The sequence below is a fragment of the Gemmobacter caeni genome, from assembly GCF_003054195.1.
GTDB classification, from domain to species: domain Bacteria; phylum Pseudomonadota; class Alphaproteobacteria; order Rhodobacterales; family Rhodobacteraceae; genus Gemmobacter; species Gemmobacter caeni.
In genome coordinates, this window is record NZ_QBKP01000026.1 from 23,883 (window position 1) to 39,800 (window position 15,918).

Here is a 15,918-nt window from a genome sequence, read left to right on the forward strand (position 1 = left end):
GGCGCGTTAGGCGTCGATCTCGGCCAGAAGCTGCTGGTGGCGGGCGGTGTAATCGGCGCGCACCTGCACCGGCGGGCGCAGCCGGATCGACAGATCGGGGACCAGCCCATGCGGCGGGCGTCCGAACAGGCGGTCAGCCTCGTCCCGCGTGAATCCCGCGATCTGCACCGCCTCGGCCCAGGCGGAAACCGTATCGGCGGCCTTGATCGCCTTCTTGATGGCAACGGGCAGCGCGGCGGGCAGGCCAAAGCGCAGATGGATGGCGGCGGTCAGGCGCTGGTCAAGCTCGGCATAGTCCGGGCCGATGGCGGCTTTCACCGGGCTGATCATGTCGCCGATCACATATTCCGGGGCGTCATGCAGCAGGGCCGCCAGCCGCCAGCGCGCCGCGATGCCGGGGTTCTGCCGGGCGAAGATATGTTCCACCAGCAGCGAATGTTCCGCCACTGAATAGGGCCAGTCGCCCGAGGTCTGCCCGTTCCAGCGCGCGACGAAGGCCAGGCCATGCGCGATATCGGCGATCTCGATATCCATGGGGGTCGGGTCCAGCAGGTCCAGCCGCCGACCGGACAGCATCCTTTGCCAGGCCCGCGCCGGTTTGCCCCGATTGTTTCCTGATCTCGTCATAGATTTACCACTGGACCCGTGACAATTGCCGCACGAGTTACAGAGTGCTATCTCAGCGTCAAACGGAAATGCAAGGAGACCGGCGCATGCCGCAGGATTACATCGTCAAGGACATCGCTCTCGCGGATTTCGGCCGCAAGGAACTGGATATTGCGGAAACCGAAATGCCCGGTCTGATGGCCTGCCGCGAGGAGTTCGGCGCATCGCAGCCGCTGAAGGGTGCGCGCATCGCCGGCTCGCTGCACATGACGATCCAGACCGCCGTTCTGATCGAAACGCTGAAGGCACTGGGCGCCGATGTGCGCTGGGCTTCGTGCAACATCTTCTCGACGCAGGATCACGCGGCGGCGGCCATCGCGGCCTCGGGCACGCCGGTCTTCGCGATCAAGGGCGAAACCCTTGAGGAATATTGGGAATATACCGACCGCATCTTCCAGTTCCCGGAAGGCACCTGCAACATGATCCTCGATGACGGCGGGGATGCGACGCTTTACATCCTTCTGGGCGCGCGGGTCGAGGCGGGCGAGACCGGCCTGATCGATGTGCCGACCTCGGACGAGGAAGTCTGCCTGTTCAACCAGATCCGGAAGCGTCTGGCTGCAAGCCCCGGCTGGTTCACCAAACAGCGCGACGCGATCAAGGGCGTTTCGGAAGAAACCACCACCGGCGTGCATCGCCTGTATGATCTGCACAAGAAGGGCCTGCTGCCCTTCCCGGCGATCAACGTCAACGACTCGGTCACCAAGTCCAAATTCGACAACAAATACGGCTGCAAGGAATCGCTGGTCGACGGTATCCGCCGCGCCACCGACACGATGATGGCCGGCAAGGTCGCCGTGGTCTGCGGCTATGGCGATGTGGGCAAGGGTTCGGCTGCCTCGCTGCGGGGCGCAGGCGCCCGCGTGAAGGTGACCGAGGTCGACCCGATCTGCGCGCTGCAAGCGGCGATGGACGGCTATGAGGTCGTCGTGCTGGAGGATGTGGTGCAGGATGCAGACATCTTCATCACTACCACCGGCAACAAGGATGTGATCCGCATCGAGCATATGCGCGAGATGAAGAACATGGCCATCGTCGGCAACATCGGCCATTTCGACAATGAAATCCAGGTTGCCGCGCTGAAGAACCACAAATGGACCAACATCAAGGACCAGGTGGACATGATCGAGATGCCCTCGGGCAACAAGATCATCCTTCTGTCCGAAGGTCGTCTGCTGAACCTTGGCAATGCCACCGGCCATCCGTCTTTCGTGATGTCGGCCTCGTTCACCAATCAGGTCCTGGCGCAGATCGAGCTGTGGACCAAGGGTGCCGAATATGCGCCGGGCGTCTACATCCTGCCCAAGGCGCTGGATGAAAAGGTTGCGCGCCTGCATCTGAAGAAGATCGGCGTGAAACTGACCGAACTGCGCGCCGATCAGGCCGATTACATCGGCGTGAAGGTCGAAGGGCCGTTCAAGTCGGATCACTATCGTTACTGAATCATCTGAACGGGCGCGGGGCGTTTGTCCCGCGCCCGCTTCATCGGCGTGCAGGTCGGGCCGGATTTCATCAGACAAGGCTTTGCCGCGCGATAATTACAGCTTTTGTTGGAAAAAACCGGCGGGATCGCGGTCTTCCAAGGCAAAATCAGATCAATGAGTGAGGCGGGATATGGCAGAAGAAACCAAACGTGAAAAACTGCGCGGTCGCATGCTGGAAAGCATGCCCAAAGGGGCGCGGGTGGCAGAGATCGGCGTCTGGGAAGGCGCTTTCAGCAAGCGTATCATGGAAATCTGCGATCCGGCGGAGCTGCATCTGATCGACCCGTGGCTGTATCAGCCCGAATTCGGCAATACCGGCTTTGGCCGCAAGAAGAACGAAAACCTGATGGAGCAGAAGTATCAGGACGTTTGCGACATGTTCAAGGATGACGCGCGGGTGAAGATCCATCGCGACATGTCGGATGCGGCGCTGGCCTCGCTGCCCGATGCCTCGCTGGACTGGGTCTATATCGATGGCAACCATAACGAGCCCTTCATCGGCCAGGATATCGCGCTGTGCCTGAAGAAGGTGAAGCACGACGGCATCATTGCGGGTGATGATTTCAACTGGATGTCCGATGCGCAGGGCGCCCCGGTGAAACGCGCCGTGGAGGCCATGGTGGAAGAACTTGGCGATCAGGCCGAGCTGAAGCTGATGGCGAACCAGTGGATCGTGAAGCTCAACCGCCCGGCAGCCTGACCCTTTCGCCAGCGGGGAACCCGCGGCGATAATTCCCTTTGTCGTGGCCCGGCGATGGCCTAGGCTGCCGTCGTGGCCCGCGAGGGGCGAAAAAGGAGCACGGGATGAGCAAAAGAGACGAACTGATCGCCAAATATGCCGATGACCTGCGCAACAAGTGCAAGATGGACCCGGATATGGATCTGCTGCGCAAGGTGACCATCGGTTGCGGACCGGCGATCTACAACGCGGACAGTGAAACCGTTGCCGCCTCGCAGCCGGACGAGCTTGAAACCGTGAAGAAGAACTTCCTGATGAAGAAGCTGGGTCTGGCCGACAGCCCGGCGCTGATGGAAGCGATACATGCGGTCGTGGAGATTTATGGCCGGTCCGAGCGCAACAAGTATCGCGCGGTCGTCTACTACATGCTGACCAAGCATTTCGGTAAAGAAGCCGTTTACGGCTGATCCGCCCGGCAGATGCACAGCGCCCGCAGATCCTGCGGGCGTTTCGCATTTTAAGGACTTGGTCTTTGCAATGCCTGACCGAGTCGCGCTATGGTCAATCCATGGACAGGATGTCCGGGGCCTTTTTCAGAACACGCGTGGTGCTAAGGGAGCGCGTGGGGTGGATGGAGGGCCCCTTTGGGGTTGGGGCCCTCCATTTTTTACGGCTCGACGCCCCCCATCCGGCAGACGATCTTCCATTCGGCTTCCGTCACCGGCTGCACTGACAGGCGCGACGTCTTGACCAGCGCCATCTCCTCCAGCCCCGGTTCGGTCTTGCAGGCCTCCAGCGTTACAGGCCGTGCAAGCGGGCGAATGGCGCGGATATGTACGCAATCCCAGCGGGGATCATCGCTGGTGCTGTCCGGCGCGCTTTCGGCGCTGACCTCGACGATGCCGACGATCTCTTTCCCCTGATTGGAGTGGTAGAAGAACCCCCGGTCACCGATCTTCATGGCGCGCATGTTGTTGCGGGCCTGATAGTTGCGCACGCCGCCCCATTCCTCGCCCGCGTCCCCTTTGGCGACCTGCTGGTCCCAGCTCCAGGTGTCAGGTTCGGATTTGAACAGCCAGTAGTTCATCCTATCACCTTCTTCCATTCGGTGATCTGCACGCTTTCGAACAGCCCGGCCTTGGCATAGGGATCGGCAGCGGCCCAGTCGCGCGCCTGATCCAGCGTCTCGACCTCAAGGATCACCAGCGAGCCGCACATCTCGCCCGCCTCGTTCAGGAACGGCCCGGCCATCTCGACCACGCCGGTCGACCGGATGTGTTCCAGATGGGCGGGGCGGTTTTCCTGCCGGATATGCAGGGATTGCGGTTTGTCCTTGCAGACGAGGGCGACGCGCATGGGTTACTCCTGTTTCAGGGGGCGGGAAAGAAGGCTCTGGATGGCCTCGGTGACGGTGATGCGGCCATCGACCAGCGCGGCAACGGCGGTCGAAACCGGCAGATCCAACGCCTGCTTGCAGCCGATTTCAGCGACAGCGCGGGCGGTCGCGGCGCCCTCTACCGTGGTTGCGGGGTCGAAACTTTCGCCCCGGCCCAGCGACAGGCCAAAGCTGAAATTGCGCGATTGCGCGGATGTGCAGGTAAGAACAAGGTCGCCGAAGCCCGACAGACCGGCCAGCGTTTCGGCCCGCGCACCGCGTGCCAGCGCAAAACGCAGCATTTCGGCATAGCCGCGCGTCATCAGGGCGGCGCGGGCGGAATCGCCAAGGCCCGCGCCGATCACCACGCCCGCCGCAATGGCCATGACGTTCTTCAGGGCGCCGCCCAGCTCGGCTCCGATGACATCCGGGGTGCGATAAAGCCGCAGAACCGGGGTCGAAAGCCGTGCTTGCAGATGCGCACCAAGCGCATCGTCCCGGCAGGCGAGGGTCAGTGCGGTGGGCAGGCCGATGGCAATGTCGGCGGCGAAGCTTGGCCCGGTCAGCACGGCGGGGGCGGGACCGCCGAGCGTGTCGAGGATTTCGACAGGGCCCAGTCCGGTGGTCAGATCGACCCCTTTGCAGCAGGCGACCAGCGGACGGCTGGCAAGCCGCGCGCCATGATCCGCCACGAAGCGGCCAAGGGCCTGCATCGGCACCGACAGCAGCAGCAGATCGGCGTCATCGGTCTCGGCAAGATCGGCGGTCACGGTCACGCTGCCGGGCAACACCAGCCCCGGAAGCCGGCGGATCTCGCGCCCAGCCTGACCACGCCCCCACAGCACCACGGGGCCTTCGCGGCCAAGCGCGGCGGCCAGCGCCGCGCCGAATGCGCCAGAGCCGAGAATGGCAATCTTCATGCCTTCGCCCCCTTCTTGCCCGATCCCAGAAGGGCCGGGCTGGTGCGGTCCAGCGGCCAGCGCGGGCGGGCAGACAGATCCAGCCCGTCAGGGCCACGCGTTGCCAGTTGCTCGATCCCTGCCCAGGCAATCATGGCGGCATTGTCGGTGCAAAGCGCAAGGGGCGGGGCTAGGAAAACCGTCTCTGATCCGCTGCACAGGGCCTGAAGGCGCGCGCGGATTTCGGTATTGGCCGCCACCCCGCCTGCCACGGCGAAGGTCTGGACCGGATGCGCAGCCAGTGCGCGGCGCGATTTCTCGAACAGCACATCCGCCACGGCCTGCTGAAAGCCTGCGCAAAGGTCCGCACGATCCTGCCGCCGCAGCCCGCCGTGTTCGGCAATCAGCGCATCGCGCTGCCGCAACACCGCAGTTTTCAGGCCCGAGAAGGACATGTCGCAGCCCGGCCGGTCCAGCAACGGGCGCGGCAGGGCAAAACGCTTCGCGTCGCCCGTTGCCGCTTCGGCCTGAACGGCGGGGCCGCCGGGTTGCGGCAGACCCAGCACCTTGGCGACCTTGTCGAAGGCCTCGCCCGGCGCGTCGTCGATCGAGCCGCCCAGACGGATGAAATCATCCGGCCCGTCCACGCGCAGGAACTGGCAATGCCCGCCCGAAACCAGCAGCATGAGATAGGGATAGGCGATTTCGTCGGTCAGCCGGGGCGTCAGCGCATGGCCCGCCAGATGATTGACCCCGATCAGTGGCAGCCCGGTCGCGGCCGCAAGTCCCTTGGCGCACATGACGCCGGACAGGACGCCACCGATCAGCCCCGGTCCCGCTGTCACGGCGATGCCGTCCAGATCGGCCAGACCCAACCCCGCCGCAGCCAGCGCACGTTCGACGCAAAGGTCGATGCGCTCTGCATGGGCGCGGGCGGCGATTTCCGGCACCACGCCGCCGAAATCGGCATGCAGCGCCACCTGCCCCTCGACAACTGAGGACAGGATTTCCGGCGCGGCGCCCGCGCGGCGGCGCACCACGGCGGCGGCAGTATCGTCGCAACTGCTTTCGATGCCCAGCAGGGTCAGGCTTTCGGTCATGGGCTTTCCGTTGAAACGCAGATGCGACCGGGGTAACACCGCAGTCATGCTCAGGCAATCCCGCGCCCCCGCTGCGGTGCGGCCTGCGGTCATCCTGACCCGGCCCGCTGCGCAATCCGCCCGTTTCGCCGCGCAGCTTCATGCGCGGCTGGGCGAGGGATTCGATATCCTGTGCTCGCCGCTGATGGAGCCGGAGTTTCCCGCAACCCGCCTGCCCGATGGCCCGTTTGAGGCGCTGATCCTGACCTCGGGCACCGCGCTGGAGGCCCTGCCGCATCTGACCGGTTCCTTACCCCCCCGTGCCTTTTGCGTCGGGCGCCGCACGGCTGATGCGGCACGGGCGCACGGGTTCGATGCCGTTTCCGCCGATGGGGATGCCGAGGCTCTGCTGGCCCTGTTGCTGGATCAACGCCCGCAGGGTGGCCTTCTGCACCTGCACGGGGAAGAGCCGCGTGGCGATCTGGTTGCGCGGCTGCGCGCTGCCGGGCTGCGCGCCGAGGGGCTGTGTGTCTATCGCCAGCGGCCAAGGTCGCTGGCCGCTGCGGTGATCGCCCGGCTGGAACAGCCGGGGTATGTCCTGTTCCCGGTCTTTTCCCCACAATCGGCCCAAAGCCTCGCCGAAGCGCTGCGCGTCTTGCCGCGTCCGGCCGCCATGATGCAGTTCACGGCAATTTCCCGTGCAACCGCCGAACCGCTTCTGCGTTTCTGTCTCGGGCCGGTGTCTGTTGCGGCGCAGCCGGATGCCGGGGCGATGCTGGATCTGCTCGATCCGCCGCCATGGGACAATCCGTGCCTTGAGGCACCGGGATCGAAAGACTAACTTCGGGTGGAAGCGCAGGAAAAGGGGGATGGAATGGCCGAGACCGGGGACCGCGCAGCGGATCAGAAGGCGGAGCCCGTCACCCTGACGGAGCCGGAACAGGAAATGCCGGTTGCAGAGCCGGATATAAAGCCCGTGTCAGAACCCGCGCCCGTCGCAGCTGAGCCACCCCCCGCCAAAGGCGGCGGATTCGGCCGTTTCGTTGGGTCGACCTTCGGGGGTGTCGTGGCAGCAGGGCTTGGCTTTGGGCTTGCGACCTTCGGCGCGCGTGAGGGCTGGCCGCTGGTCACGCCGCCGCAGGCTGGCGTCGAGGCCATGCAGCAAGAGATCACGAGCCTGCGCGCGCAGCTTGAGACCGCGACCGCGCTGGCGGGACGTATTGATGCGCTGGAACAGCGTCCTGCCCCCGTGGCAGATCTGGCACCGCTGGAGAATCGCCTGACGAAACTTGAATCGCAGGGCGATGGCGGGGCCGCACTGGCGGCGCTTCAGGCGCAGGTGGCCGATCTGGCTGCGAAAGTGGCGGCGCAGGCCGGGGATGCGGGGCGGATCGCCGAGGAAATCCAGAGCCAGGTGCAGGAGCGGCTGGATGCGGCCGAGGCGGAAACCGTGAAATTGCGCGCCGATGCCGAACGTCGCGCGGCGCTGCTTGAGGTGGAAACCGCGCTGCAAAGCGGTAGTGGCCTTTCTGCCGCCGTCAGCCGGGCCGAAGCGGCTGGTGTGACTCCCCCTGCCGCGCTGACGGAATTTGCGGCCTCCCCGGTGACGCTGACCAGCTTGCAGGACACCTTTGCCGATGCCGCGCGAGCGGCGATTTCGGCGGATGCAGGCACCACAGCGGAGGCGGGTCTGGGCGAGCGGATGGCGAGCTTTCTGGTCAGCCAGACCGGCGCCCGATCGCTTGAACCGCGGGAGGGTGACGATACTGATGCCGTGCTGTCACGGGCTGAAGCGGCGCTGCGGCAGGGCGATGTGGCGGCTGCGCGCGGATTGGTCGGGCAATTACCCGAGGCGGCCCAGACCGCGATGGCAGGCTGGTCGGCCGAGGCGGATCGCTGGCTTGCCGCACAAACGGCGATTGCCGATCTTCTTTCGGCCGGTTGACAGGAGAACCCGATGCTTTGGACGCTTGTGAAAGTTCTTCTGTTCTTTGCGATTGTCGCCGGGTTGACCTGGGGCGGCGTGATGCTGCTGGAAAACGGCGAGCCTGTGCGCATCGTGGCGGCAGGGCAAGAGTTTACGCTTGGGCCGCTTCAGGTTGTCGTCGGGCTGTTTGTCCTGCTGTTCGGGCTGTGGCTGCTGTTGAAGGTGGTCAGCCTGCTGTTTGCGGTGCTGCGCTTCATCAATGGCGATGAAACCGCGCTCAGCCGTTATTTCGACCGCAACCGCGAGCGAAAGGGCTATCGCGCGCTTGCCGATGGCATGGTTGCGCTGGCGGCGGGCGAGAATCGCGTGGCGCTGTCGCGGGCTTACAAAGCCGAAAAGCTGCTGGGCGAGCCGGAACTGACCGACCTTCTGGTCGCACAGGCCGCTGAGGCGGCGGGCGACAATGCCAAGGCGACCGAGGCCTACAAACGGCTGCTGGAACATGACCGGACCCGGTTTGTCGCCATCCGGGGCCTTCTGTCGCAGAAGGTGGCAGAAGGAGACCGCGAGACCGCGCTGAAGCTGGCTGAAAAGGCGTTTGCGCTGAAGCCTCGTCATGCCGAAACGCAGGATATTCTGCTGAAGCTTCAGGCCGATGCGCAGGACTGGAAGGGCGCGCGGCAGACGCTTCAGGCCAAGATGCGTGGTGGTGGGCTGACGAAGGATGTGTTCCGCCGCCGCGATGCGGTGCTCGCGCTGCAAGAGGCGCAGGGGATCATGGATGAAAGCGCCTCGATCGAGGCGCGCGAGGCGGCGATTGCCGCCAACAAACAATCCCCTGATCTGATTCCCGCGGCCGCTATGGCGGCCCGCAGTCTGGCGCTGGCCGGGAATGCCAAGGGCGCGACCCGCATCCTGAAAAAGGCGTGGGTGGCGCAGCCGCATCCCGATCTGGCGGCGGCTTTCGCCGAGATCGAACCGGAGGAAAGCGCCGATGCCAGGCTGAAACGCTTCCGCGCTTTGACAGCGGTGCATCCCGATCACCCGGAAACCCGGATGCTGCTGGCCGAGCTGAACATCGCGGCCGAGGATTTCCCGGCGGCCCGTCGTGCGCTGGGCGATCTGGTCGAGACCAAACCCACCGGGCGGGCGCTGGCGCTGATGGCGGCCATCGAACGGGGCGAAGGTGCCGATGAGGCGGCGGTGCGCGGCTGGCTGGCCAAGGCGCTGACCGCGCCGCGCGGCCCGCAATGGTGCTGCGACAAATGTCAGGCGATCCATGCCGCCTGGGCGCCGATCTGCGACAATTGCGGCGGCTTCGATACGCTGAGCTGGCGCGAGCCGCCGCAGACTGCGACACCTTCGCCCACCGGGACGGAAATGCTGCCGCTGCTGGTTAATCCGCCCGCGCCGCCTGCTGCCCCGGAACCGGAACCCGAAGTTGCCGAGGTGATCGAGCCGGAGGTGATGGACCCGCCGCAACCTGCACCGAAGCAGGCGAAGGACGACGAGCCGATCGACCTCGCGGCGATTGTCCGCAGCGCAAGCTAGGGGCGCGAGGCCGCCGGGCTGCCGCCCGTCCATTTGCGGAAGGCGCGGTAAAAGGCGCTGGGCTCGCTGTAGCCCAGTTCGGTCGCGATATCGGCAACCGACAGGCTTGCCTCTTGCAGAAACTGCCGCGCCAGTGTGGCGCGGCGCGCGTCCTTGAGCGCGGCAAAGCTTTGGCCTTCGGCATGCAGGCGTCGGCGCAGGGTAGCGGTGGACATCCCGAAGCTGCGCGCCAGTTCCGGAAAATCGGGCCAGTCCGCGGGTGCCTGGCTGGCCAGCAGGTGCCGCACCCGCGCCGCCATGCCACCATCCTCACGATAGCGCACAAGGATATTGCCCGGCGCCCCGCGCAGAAACCGTTGCAGTGCGGCCTCGTCCCGGTTCACTGGCAGGCGCAGCCAGGTGGCCTCGAAGCTGAGGCTTGTGACCGGCTGGCCGAACAGCACCGGCGCGCCGAAGAAGCTTTGATAATCCTCGCGCTGCGGCGGGGCCGGGCAGGCGAAGCTGACCTGACGCAACGGGATGCGCCGCCCGATCAGCCAGCAGGCCACGCCCATCAGGATCAACCAGTAGGTGCGATAGGCGAAGGCGCTGCGCGGTTCGGCGGTGGTCAGTTCGATCACAGCAAGGCCATCGCGGATCGTCAGTTCCCCGCGCGGGTCATCCAATACCACGGCCAGAAAGGCGATGGCCCGGCGCAGCGCGGGGGCCAGTGTCTCGCTGCCAAGGCTGGCGTGGCACAGCAGGGCAAAACTGCCGGGCCGCATCGGGCGGGCGGCAAGGCCGAAAAATTCATCCCCCGTCACCCGCGCAATCTCGGTCCACAGGCGGCCATATTCCGTTGTGCTGAGGGGGCTGGCCCCATCTTCCGGCAGGCCGAGGCGGGCCAGCAAAGGGGCGGGCGCAATTCCGGCAAGCGGCAGGCAGGACAGGGCATCTGCCACGAAGCCGGGGGTGATGGGGCGGTCTTCCATTGGGATATAGTAAAAACGATCATTGAATTAGGCAATGAATGTCATTGAATGCAAGGCGGAAGGGCCTACCCTTGCGCGCGGAGGATGAAGGGAGGCGAAGGCATGGAAATCAGGGATCGGGTCGTTCTGGTGACCGGCGCCGGATCGGGCCTTGGGGGCGCAGTGGCGCGCATGGTGGTGGAGGGCGGCGGTAAGGTCGTCCTGCTGGATGTGAATGCCGAAGCGGGCGCCGCGCTGGCGGCGGAGCTTGGCACGGCCGCGCTGTTCCACCGTACCGACGTGACCAGCGACGCCGAGGGGCAGGCGGCGATCGCCGCCGCGCTGGGCAGCTTTGGCCGGGTGGATGCGCTGGTGAACTGCGCAGGCATCGCGCCGGGTGAGCGCATTGTCGGTCGCGACGGGCCGCATGCGCTGGACAGCTTCGCCCGTACCATCTCGATCAACCTGATCGGCACCTTCAACATGCTGCGCCTCGCCGCCGCCGCCATGGTCGGCAACGATCCCGGCCCGGATGGCGAACGCGGGGTGATCGTCAATACGGCCTCCATCGCGGGGATCGAGGGGCAGATCGGCCAGGCCGCCTATGCCGCTTCGAAAGGCGGGGTGATTGCCCTGACGTTGCCCGCCGCGCGGGAGCTTGCGCGCAGCGGTATCCGCGTGTTGACCATCGCGCCGGGCATCTTTGCCACGCCGATGATGGCGGGCCTGCCGCAGGATGTGCAGGACAGCCTTGGCGCGGCGGTGCCCTTCCCCTCGCGTCTGGGGCAGGCGGCGGAATACGCCGCGCTGGTGCGTCATATCTTTGAGAACCGCATGCTGAACGGCGAGGTCATCCGGCTGGACGGTGCGCTGCGCATGGCGCCGCGCTGAAGCCGGGAACAGGAGGAAATCATGGCACGAACTGACGATCCCGTTGTCATCACCGGCTATGCCCGCACGCCGATGGGCGGCTTCATGGGCGATTTCGCCGGGCTTTCCGCCAGCGAACTGGGGCTGGTGGCTACGAAAGGCGCGCTGGCCCGCAGCGGACTCGACCCGCAGTCGGTGGAGCAGCTTTACTTCGGCTGCGTTCTGCCCGCCGGTCAGGGGCAGGCGCCCGCGCGGCAGGTGGCGCTGGCTGCAGGGCTGCCGCTGTCCACCGGGGCGGTGACGCTGAACAAGATGTGCGGCTCTGGCATGATGGCCGCGATGCTGGCACATGACGCGTTGCTGGCGGGCAGCGCTGAAGTCATCGTGGCGGGCGGGATGGAAAGCATGTCAAATGCGCCCTACCTGCTGCCCAAGGCCCGTGCAGGTTACCGTATGGGCCATGGTCAGGTGATGGACCACATGTTCCTCGACGGGCTGGAAGATGCCTATGACAAGGGTCGCCTGATGGGCACCTTTGCCGAGGATTGCGCGCAGACCATGGGCTTTACCCGCGAGGAACAGGATGGCTATGCGCTCACCTCGTTGTCGCGGGCGCGTGCTGCGATTGCCGATGGCAGTTTCGCGGCCGAGATCGCGCCCGTGGTCCTGAAGGGCCGTGGCAGCGAAACCGTCATCGACACGGACGAACAGCCCGGCAAGGCGCGGCCTGACCGTATCCCGACCCTGCGCCCGGCCTTCCGCGAGGGCGGCACGGTGACGGCGGCCAATTCCTCGTCGATCTCGGACGGGGCGGCGGCGCTGGTGCTGATGCGCCGGTCCGAGGCGGAAAAGCGCGGCCTGACCCCACTTGCCGCGATTCGCGGCCATGCCACCCATGCCGACAAGCCGGGCCTGTTTCCGACCGCCCCCATCGGCGCCACGCGGCGGCTGATGGATCGCGCGGGATGGTCGCTGGCCGATGTGGACCTGTTCGAGGTGAACGAGGCTTTCGCGGTGGTGGCCATGGCCTCCATGCGCGAGCTGGACCTGCCGCACGACAAGGTGAACGTGCATGGTGGTGCCTGTGCGCTTGGCCATCCGATCGGCGCTTCGGGCGCGCGGATCATGGTCACGCTGCTGTCTGCCTTGCAGAAATATGGCCTGAAACGCGGCGTTGCCTCCATCTGCATCGGCGGTGGCGAGGCAACGGCGGTGGCGCTGGAGTTGCTGTAAGGATCGGGTGCAACAGCCTTTCACCGCCAACCCCATGGCAAAGGAATAGCTGTTGCACGTCTTCCTGCGCTCGTTTAAACGAAGCCGCGATGCTTGGGTCAGGTGACTGACCGCGACAGCAGGAAAGACTTGTGCGAGCGGCCCGCCCGTTGTAGGCCGCAGCAGAGAAGAATGCCGGTGTAGCTCAGCTGGTAGAGCACGTCATTCGTAATGATGGGGTCGGGGGTTCGAGTCCCTTCACCGGCACCACTAACCAAATGAAGACAAGCGGTTAGTGGTGCGAATTTCTTCTCAGCTCCGATCAGCAGAAAATTCGCAGGCCTTTGACCCGCTCATGGGCTGACGCAAGCTGCCTTCGCCAGGATGGTTTCCTGCCCTTCCGCGATGCGGATGACGACCCCCTGTGGCGAGGTCAGGTTGTGCAGGGCAGGCAGATCCCGCCCTGTCAGCAGCCCGCGCAGGACCAGCAGAACCACCTTATGCGCCACGATGATGGTAGGTCGTTGCATGTCGTCCAGAAATGCCCGGAGCCGGAGGGTCAGCTTTTCCAGCCCCTCGCCGCCCGGAGCGTTCTGGTAGAGGCCGAAATCATCCTTGCAACTGGCCGCCAATACCGGGAATTGCGCGGCGCGTTCGGCGGGGGTCAGCCCTTCCCACGCCCCGCAATCCAGTTCGCGCAGGCGCGCATCCGTCACGGGAACCACCCCGCCAAGCGCGATGGCAGCGGTGCGTTGCGCGCGGGGCAGGGGGCTGGCGTAACAGGTATATCTGCGCAGGTCCGGCAGATGGGTGGCAAGAATACGCGCCTGTTGTTCGGCCTGCCGCAGGCCCAGTTCGGTCAGCGGCGAGTCCTTGCTGCCCTGAATGCGCCCTTCCCGGTTCCATTCGGTTTCGCCATGGCGCAACAGCAGGATTTCGGCGGCGCTCACAGCAGCACCGCGCTGTCGGTATTGGCGGAAAGATGCACGGCGGTGCCGGGTTCGAACCAGTCCTGCCCGGCGCTGTGGCTTTGATCGACCACGATTTCGGCGCCGCCTGCCTGCACCAGATAGCGGATCTGGCTGCCCAGAAACTCGCGGTGCAGGATCTGACCGGAAAGCGCATTCGCGCCTGCCTCGCGGCGCAGCGTGATGTTCTGCGGCCGCAGCACCATGCGCGTGCCGGTCCGGCCTGCGCTGGAAGGCAGCGACAGCGTATCGCCGGTGCGGGTGCGGAAGCGGGCGCCGCCGGGATCGGCCTCGACCGTGCCTTCCAGAATGTTCGCCGTGCCCAGAAACTGTGCCACGAACAGGTTGACTGGCGTATCGTAAAGCTGCTGCGGCGTGCCGACCTGCTGGATCACGCCGCCATCCAGCACCGCCATGCGGTCTGCAGTGGTATTCGCCTCCTCCTGATCATGGGTCACGAAGATGGTGGTCAACCCGAGCTTGCGTTGCAGCGCCAGAAGCTCGCGCCGCATCTGCACGCGCAGGCTGGCGTCGAGGTTCGACAGCGGCTCGTCCAGAAGCAGAACCTTGGGCGCGATGACCACCGTGCGGGCCAGTGCGATGCGCTGCTGCTGCCCGCCCGAAAGCTGGTTCGGCATGCGGTCGGCCAGATGGGCAAGGCCCACCAGCTCCAGCGCCTCATCCACGCGGCGGCGGATCTCGGCGCTGGCCACCTTGCGTTCGCGCAGGCCGAAAGCCACGTTCTCGCGCACCGACATATGTGGCCAGAGCGCGTAGGACTGGAACACCATGCCGACATCACGCTTCCACGGCGGCAGATCGGCGACAGGCCGCCCGCCGATGCGGATTTCGCCCTGCGGACGTGGCCCGAACCCGGCAATCGACCGCAGAAGCGTCGATTTTCCAGAGCCGGAGGGGCCGAGGAAGGCGAAGAATTCGCCCGGTTCGATGGTCAGGTTGACCCCGGTCAGCACATTGGTGCTGCCGAAGGACAGATGCAGGTCGCGGATTTCGATTCCGGCCATTTCGCTGTGCATGTGAAGAACTCCTTGCAGCTTGTCTCAGTGCTCGCGCCCGGCGGTGCGCAGCTTCTTGTCGCGTTCGATGATGATCTGGGACAGGACCGTGCCCAGTGCGACGATGACCACGGCCAGCATTCCCAGCGCTGCCCCGGCGCCGCGCCCCGACGGGGTCTGCATGAACAGGTAGATGCCATAGGCCAGCGGGCTGTCACGGTCCGAGGACACCAGCATGATGGTGGCCGACAGTTCCACCGCCGCTGTGGCGAAGCTGGTCACGAAGCCCGCAAGAATGCCGCCGGTCATCAGCGGCACCACGATCTTGCGGATCGAACGCAGCTTGGTGGCGCCAAGACTTTCGGCCGCTTCCTCCAGCGCGAGGCTGACCTGTTGCAGCGCCGCCATGCAGGCGCGCAGCGCGTAGGGCAGGCGCCGGATGGTCAGCGCCAGCGCAATGATGACCCACCAGCTTGCCAGCGGCTTGTCGAGGAAGGGCACGTTCACATCCTGGAAGGTGCGCAAGTAGCCGATCCCGAGTACAACCCCCGGCACGGCCAGCGCGGCAGTGGCAAGGTAATCCAGCCACTTGCGCCCTGCGATGCCGGTCCGCAGCACGATATAGGCGATGGCGGTGCCGATCAGCACGTCCAGCGTAGCGGCGAGGCCCGCGTAAAGGATGGTGTTGACGACATAATCCTGCGACGCCTCCCACATCCGGGCGTAATTGGCGAGGGTATAGCCGTCGGGTAGCGGCGCGAAGCTCCAGATCGTGCCGATGGACAGCAGGAACAGCCCGATATGGGGTGACAGGACTACGGCGAGGATGAACAGCACCACGCCATAGGCCAGCACCTTTTCGCGCGGGGCGAGGTCGCGTTTGGCCAGCCCGCCGCCCCCCTTCTGCACCGTCGCGTAATCCTTGCCGCGCATCACGAGGAACGAGGCCCAGAGCGACAGGATCGAGAAGGCGACCAGGATGACCGAGATCACATAGCCCATCGGATCGCTGATCCCGACCGAGGTGATGCGCAGATAGGCCTGCGGTGCCAGCATGTTGTTGACGTTCAGCAGCAGCGGCGTGCCCAGATCGTCGAACACCTTGATGAACACCAGTGCCGCCCCGGCCACATAGCCCGGCGTTGCCAGCGGAAACACCACGCGGCGGAACAGCCGCAGCCCGTGCGCGCCAAGGTTTTGCGCCGCTTCTTCCATCGAACGGTCAATGTTGCGCAGGCTGGC

General features: G+C 65.5%; 17 protein-coding genes and 1 tRNA gene. 9 read left to right on the forward strand and 9 right to left on the reverse strand.

Translation table 11 applies throughout. The annotated features are described in order from the left end of the window. Positions 1-6 precede the first annotated feature (6 nt). A complete protein-coding gene (locus C8N34_RS23290) occupies positions 7-627 on the reverse strand; it encodes an HD domain-containing protein (protein WP_108130706.1) in 621 nt (206 codons plus the stop codon). An 86-nt stretch (positions 628-713) separates the two neighbouring features. Here C8N34_RS23290 and ahcY point away from each other — a divergent pair, with 86 nt between their 5' ends. The 3 genes from ahcY to C8N34_RS23305 all read left to right on the forward strand — a co-directional run bounded on the left by ahcY (position 714) and on the right by C8N34_RS23305 (position 3,296). Continuing rightward, positions 714-2,108, forward strand: coding sequence for an adenosylhomocysteinase (gene ahcY / locus C8N34_RS23295; protein WP_108130707.1), 1,395 nt, complete (start codon positions 714-716; stop codon positions 2,106-2,108). 172 nt (positions 2,109-2,280) lie between these two features. Beyond that, positions 2,281-2,850 (forward strand): class I SAM-dependent methyltransferase, encoded by a 570-nt coding sequence (locus C8N34_RS23300; RefSeq protein WP_108130708.1) that lies wholly within the window; start codon positions 2,281-2,283, stop codon positions 2,848-2,850. Between the two features lie 104 nt (positions 2,851-2,954). After that, on the forward strand, positions 2,955-3,296 hold the full coding sequence (locus C8N34_RS23305; RefSeq protein ID WP_054302001.1) for a DUF2853 family protein: 342 nt from the start codon (positions 2,955-2,957) through the stop codon (positions 3,294-3,296). 200 nt (positions 3,297-3,496) lie between these two features. Here C8N34_RS23305 and C8N34_RS23310 read toward each other — a convergent pair whose 3' ends face one another. The 4 genes from C8N34_RS23310 to tsaD are packed head-to-tail and all read right to left on the reverse strand — an operon-like array spanning position 3,497 to position 6,203. Next, complete coding sequence (locus C8N34_RS23310; RefSeq protein ID WP_108130709.1) at positions 3,497-3,916, reverse strand: EVE domain-containing protein; 420 nt, start codon at positions 3,914-3,916, stop codon at positions 3,497-3,499. Next, positions 3,913-4,185: a YciI family protein gene (locus tag C8N34_RS23315; RefSeq protein ID WP_108130710.1), complete on the reverse strand. Its 273-nt coding sequence runs from the start codon at positions 4,183-4,185 to the stop codon at positions 3,913-3,915. The genes C8N34_RS23310 and C8N34_RS23315 overlap by 4 nt, the downstream gene beginning before the upstream one ends. A 3-nt stretch (positions 4,186-4,188) precedes the next feature. Beyond that, complete coding sequence (locus C8N34_RS23320; RefSeq protein WP_108130711.1) at positions 4,189-5,124, reverse strand: NAD(P)H-dependent glycerol-3-phosphate dehydrogenase; 936 nt, start codon at positions 5,122-5,124, stop codon at positions 4,189-4,191. Continuing rightward, positions 5,121-6,203 (reverse strand): tRNA (adenosine(37)-N6)-threonylcarbamoyltransferase complex transferase subunit TsaD, encoded by a 1,083-nt coding sequence (gene tsaD, locus C8N34_RS23325; RefSeq protein ID WP_108130712.1) that lies wholly within the window; start codon positions 6,201-6,203, stop codon positions 5,121-5,123. Before tsaD ends, C8N34_RS23320 begins: the two co-directional genes overlap by 4 nt. 46 nt (positions 6,204-6,249) lie before the next feature. On the opposite strand from tsaD, the gene C8N34_RS23330 reads away from it, so the two are divergent. The 3 genes from C8N34_RS23330 to C8N34_RS23340 are packed head-to-tail and all read left to right on the forward strand — an operon-like array spanning position 6,250 to position 9,660. Continuing rightward, the gene (locus tag C8N34_RS23330) at positions 6,250-7,023 is read left to right on the forward strand and encodes a uroporphyrinogen-III synthase (protein WP_054301996.1); all 774 of its coding nucleotides are present in this window, start codon (positions 6,250-6,252) and stop codon (positions 7,021-7,023) included. 33 nt (positions 7,024-7,056) lie between these two features. After that, positions 7,057-8,127, forward strand: a complete 1,071-nt coding sequence (locus C8N34_RS23335; RefSeq protein ID WP_108130713.1) for a COG4223 family protein — start codon at positions 7,057-7,059, stop codon at positions 8,125-8,127. 12 nt (positions 8,128-8,139) lie between these two features. Then, positions 8,140-9,660, forward strand: coding sequence for a heme biosynthesis protein HemY (locus tag C8N34_RS23340; RefSeq protein WP_108130714.1), 1,521 nt, complete (start codon positions 8,140-8,142; stop codon positions 9,658-9,660). On the opposite strand, the gene C8N34_RS23345 is transcribed toward C8N34_RS23340, so the two are convergent. Then, positions 9,657-10,631: an AraC family transcriptional regulator gene (locus C8N34_RS23345; protein WP_108130715.1), complete on the reverse strand. Its 975-nt coding sequence runs from the start codon at positions 10,629-10,631 to the stop codon at positions 9,657-9,659. The genes C8N34_RS23340 and C8N34_RS23345 overlap by 4 nt on opposite strands. 102 nt (positions 10,632-10,733) lie before the next feature. Between C8N34_RS23345 and C8N34_RS23350 the strand changes: the two genes are divergently transcribed. The 3 genes from C8N34_RS23350 (at position 10,734) to C8N34_RS23360 (ending at position 12,962) form a co-directional block, all read left to right on the forward strand. Next, entirely contained in the window at positions 10,734-11,501 is a 768-nt protein-coding gene (locus tag C8N34_RS23350; RefSeq protein ID WP_108130716.1) for an SDR family NAD(P)-dependent oxidoreductase, read from the forward strand. Between the two features lie 21 nt (positions 11,502-11,522). After that, positions 11,523-12,713: an acetyl-CoA C-acyltransferase gene (locus tag C8N34_RS23355; protein WP_108130717.1), complete on the forward strand. Its 1,191-nt coding sequence runs from the start codon at positions 11,523-11,525 to the stop codon at positions 12,711-12,713. A gap of 173 nt (positions 12,714-12,886) precedes the next feature. Further along, positions 12,887-12,962 (forward strand) — tRNA-Thr (locus tag C8N34_RS23360). 83 nt (positions 12,963-13,045) lie between these two features. On the opposite strand, the gene C8N34_RS23365 is transcribed toward C8N34_RS23360, so the two are convergent. The 3 genes from C8N34_RS23365 to C8N34_RS23375 form a co-directional block, all read right to left on the reverse strand. Continuing rightward, on the reverse strand, positions 13,046-13,642 hold the full coding sequence (locus C8N34_RS23365) for a histidine phosphatase family protein (RefSeq protein WP_158640792.1): 597 nt from the start codon (positions 13,640-13,642) through the stop codon (positions 13,046-13,048). After that, positions 13,639-14,697 carry an ABC transporter ATP-binding protein gene (locus tag C8N34_RS23370; RefSeq protein ID WP_108130719.1) on the reverse strand — a complete coding sequence of 353 codons (1,059 nt, stop codon included), beginning with the start codon at positions 14,695-14,697 and terminating at the stop codon, positions 13,639-13,641. Before C8N34_RS23370 ends, C8N34_RS23365 begins: the two co-directional genes overlap by 4 nt. Positions 14,698-14,721: 24 nt before the next feature. Next, positions 14,722-15,918: ABC transporter permease (locus C8N34_RS23375; protein WP_108130721.1), on the reverse strand; the 1,197-nt coding region annotated here is incomplete at its 5' end.

Coding starts and splice junctions, on each gene's coding strand:
- C8N34_RS23290 (WP_108130706.1), bottom strand. CDS start 627: ATGACGAGATCAGGAAACAATCGGGGCAAACCGGCGCGGGCCTGGCAA.
- ahcY (WP_108130707.1), top strand. CDS start 714: ATGCCGCAGGATTACATCGTCAAGGACATCGCTCTCGCGGATTTCGGC.
- C8N34_RS23300 (WP_108130708.1), top strand. CDS start 2,281: ATGGCAGAAGAAACCAAACGTGAAAAACTGCGCGGTCGCATGCTGGAA.
- C8N34_RS23305 (WP_054302001.1), top strand. CDS start 2,955: ATGAGCAAAAGAGACGAACTGATCGCCAAATATGCCGATGACCTGCGC.
- C8N34_RS23310 (WP_108130709.1), bottom strand. CDS start 3,916: ATGAACTACTGGCTGTTCAAATCCGAACCTGACACCTGGAGCTGGGAC.
- C8N34_RS23315 (WP_108130710.1), bottom strand. CDS start 4,185: ATGCGCGTCGCCCTCGTCTGCAAGGACAAACCGCAATCCCTGCATATC.
- C8N34_RS23320 (WP_108130711.1), bottom strand. CDS start 5,124: ATGAAGATTGCCATTCTCGGCTCTGGCGCATTCGGCGCGGCGCTGGCC.
- tsaD (WP_108130712.1), bottom strand. CDS start 6,203: ATGACCGAAAGCCTGACCCTGCTGGGCATCGAAAGCAGTTGCGACGAT.
- C8N34_RS23330 (WP_054301996.1), top strand. CDS start 6,250: ATGCTCAGGCAATCCCGCGCCCCCGCTGCGGTGCGGCCTGCGGTCATC.
- C8N34_RS23335 (WP_108130713.1), top strand. CDS start 7,057: ATGGCCGAGACCGGGGACCGCGCAGCGGATCAGAAGGCGGAGCCCGTC.
- C8N34_RS23340 (WP_108130714.1), top strand. CDS start 8,140: ATGCTTTGGACGCTTGTGAAAGTTCTTCTGTTCTTTGCGATTGTCGCC.
- C8N34_RS23345 (WP_108130715.1), bottom strand. CDS start 10,631: ATGGAAGACCGCCCCATCACCCCCGGCTTCGTGGCAGATGCCCTGTCC.
- C8N34_RS23350 (WP_108130716.1), top strand. CDS start 10,734: ATGGAAATCAGGGATCGGGTCGTTCTGGTGACCGGCGCCGGATCGGGC.
- C8N34_RS23355 (WP_108130717.1), top strand. CDS start 11,523: ATGGCACGAACTGACGATCCCGTTGTCATCACCGGCTATGCCCGCACG.
- C8N34_RS23370 (WP_108130719.1), bottom strand. CDS start 14,697: ATGCACAGCGAAATGGCCGGAATCGAAATCCGCGACCTGCATCTGTCC.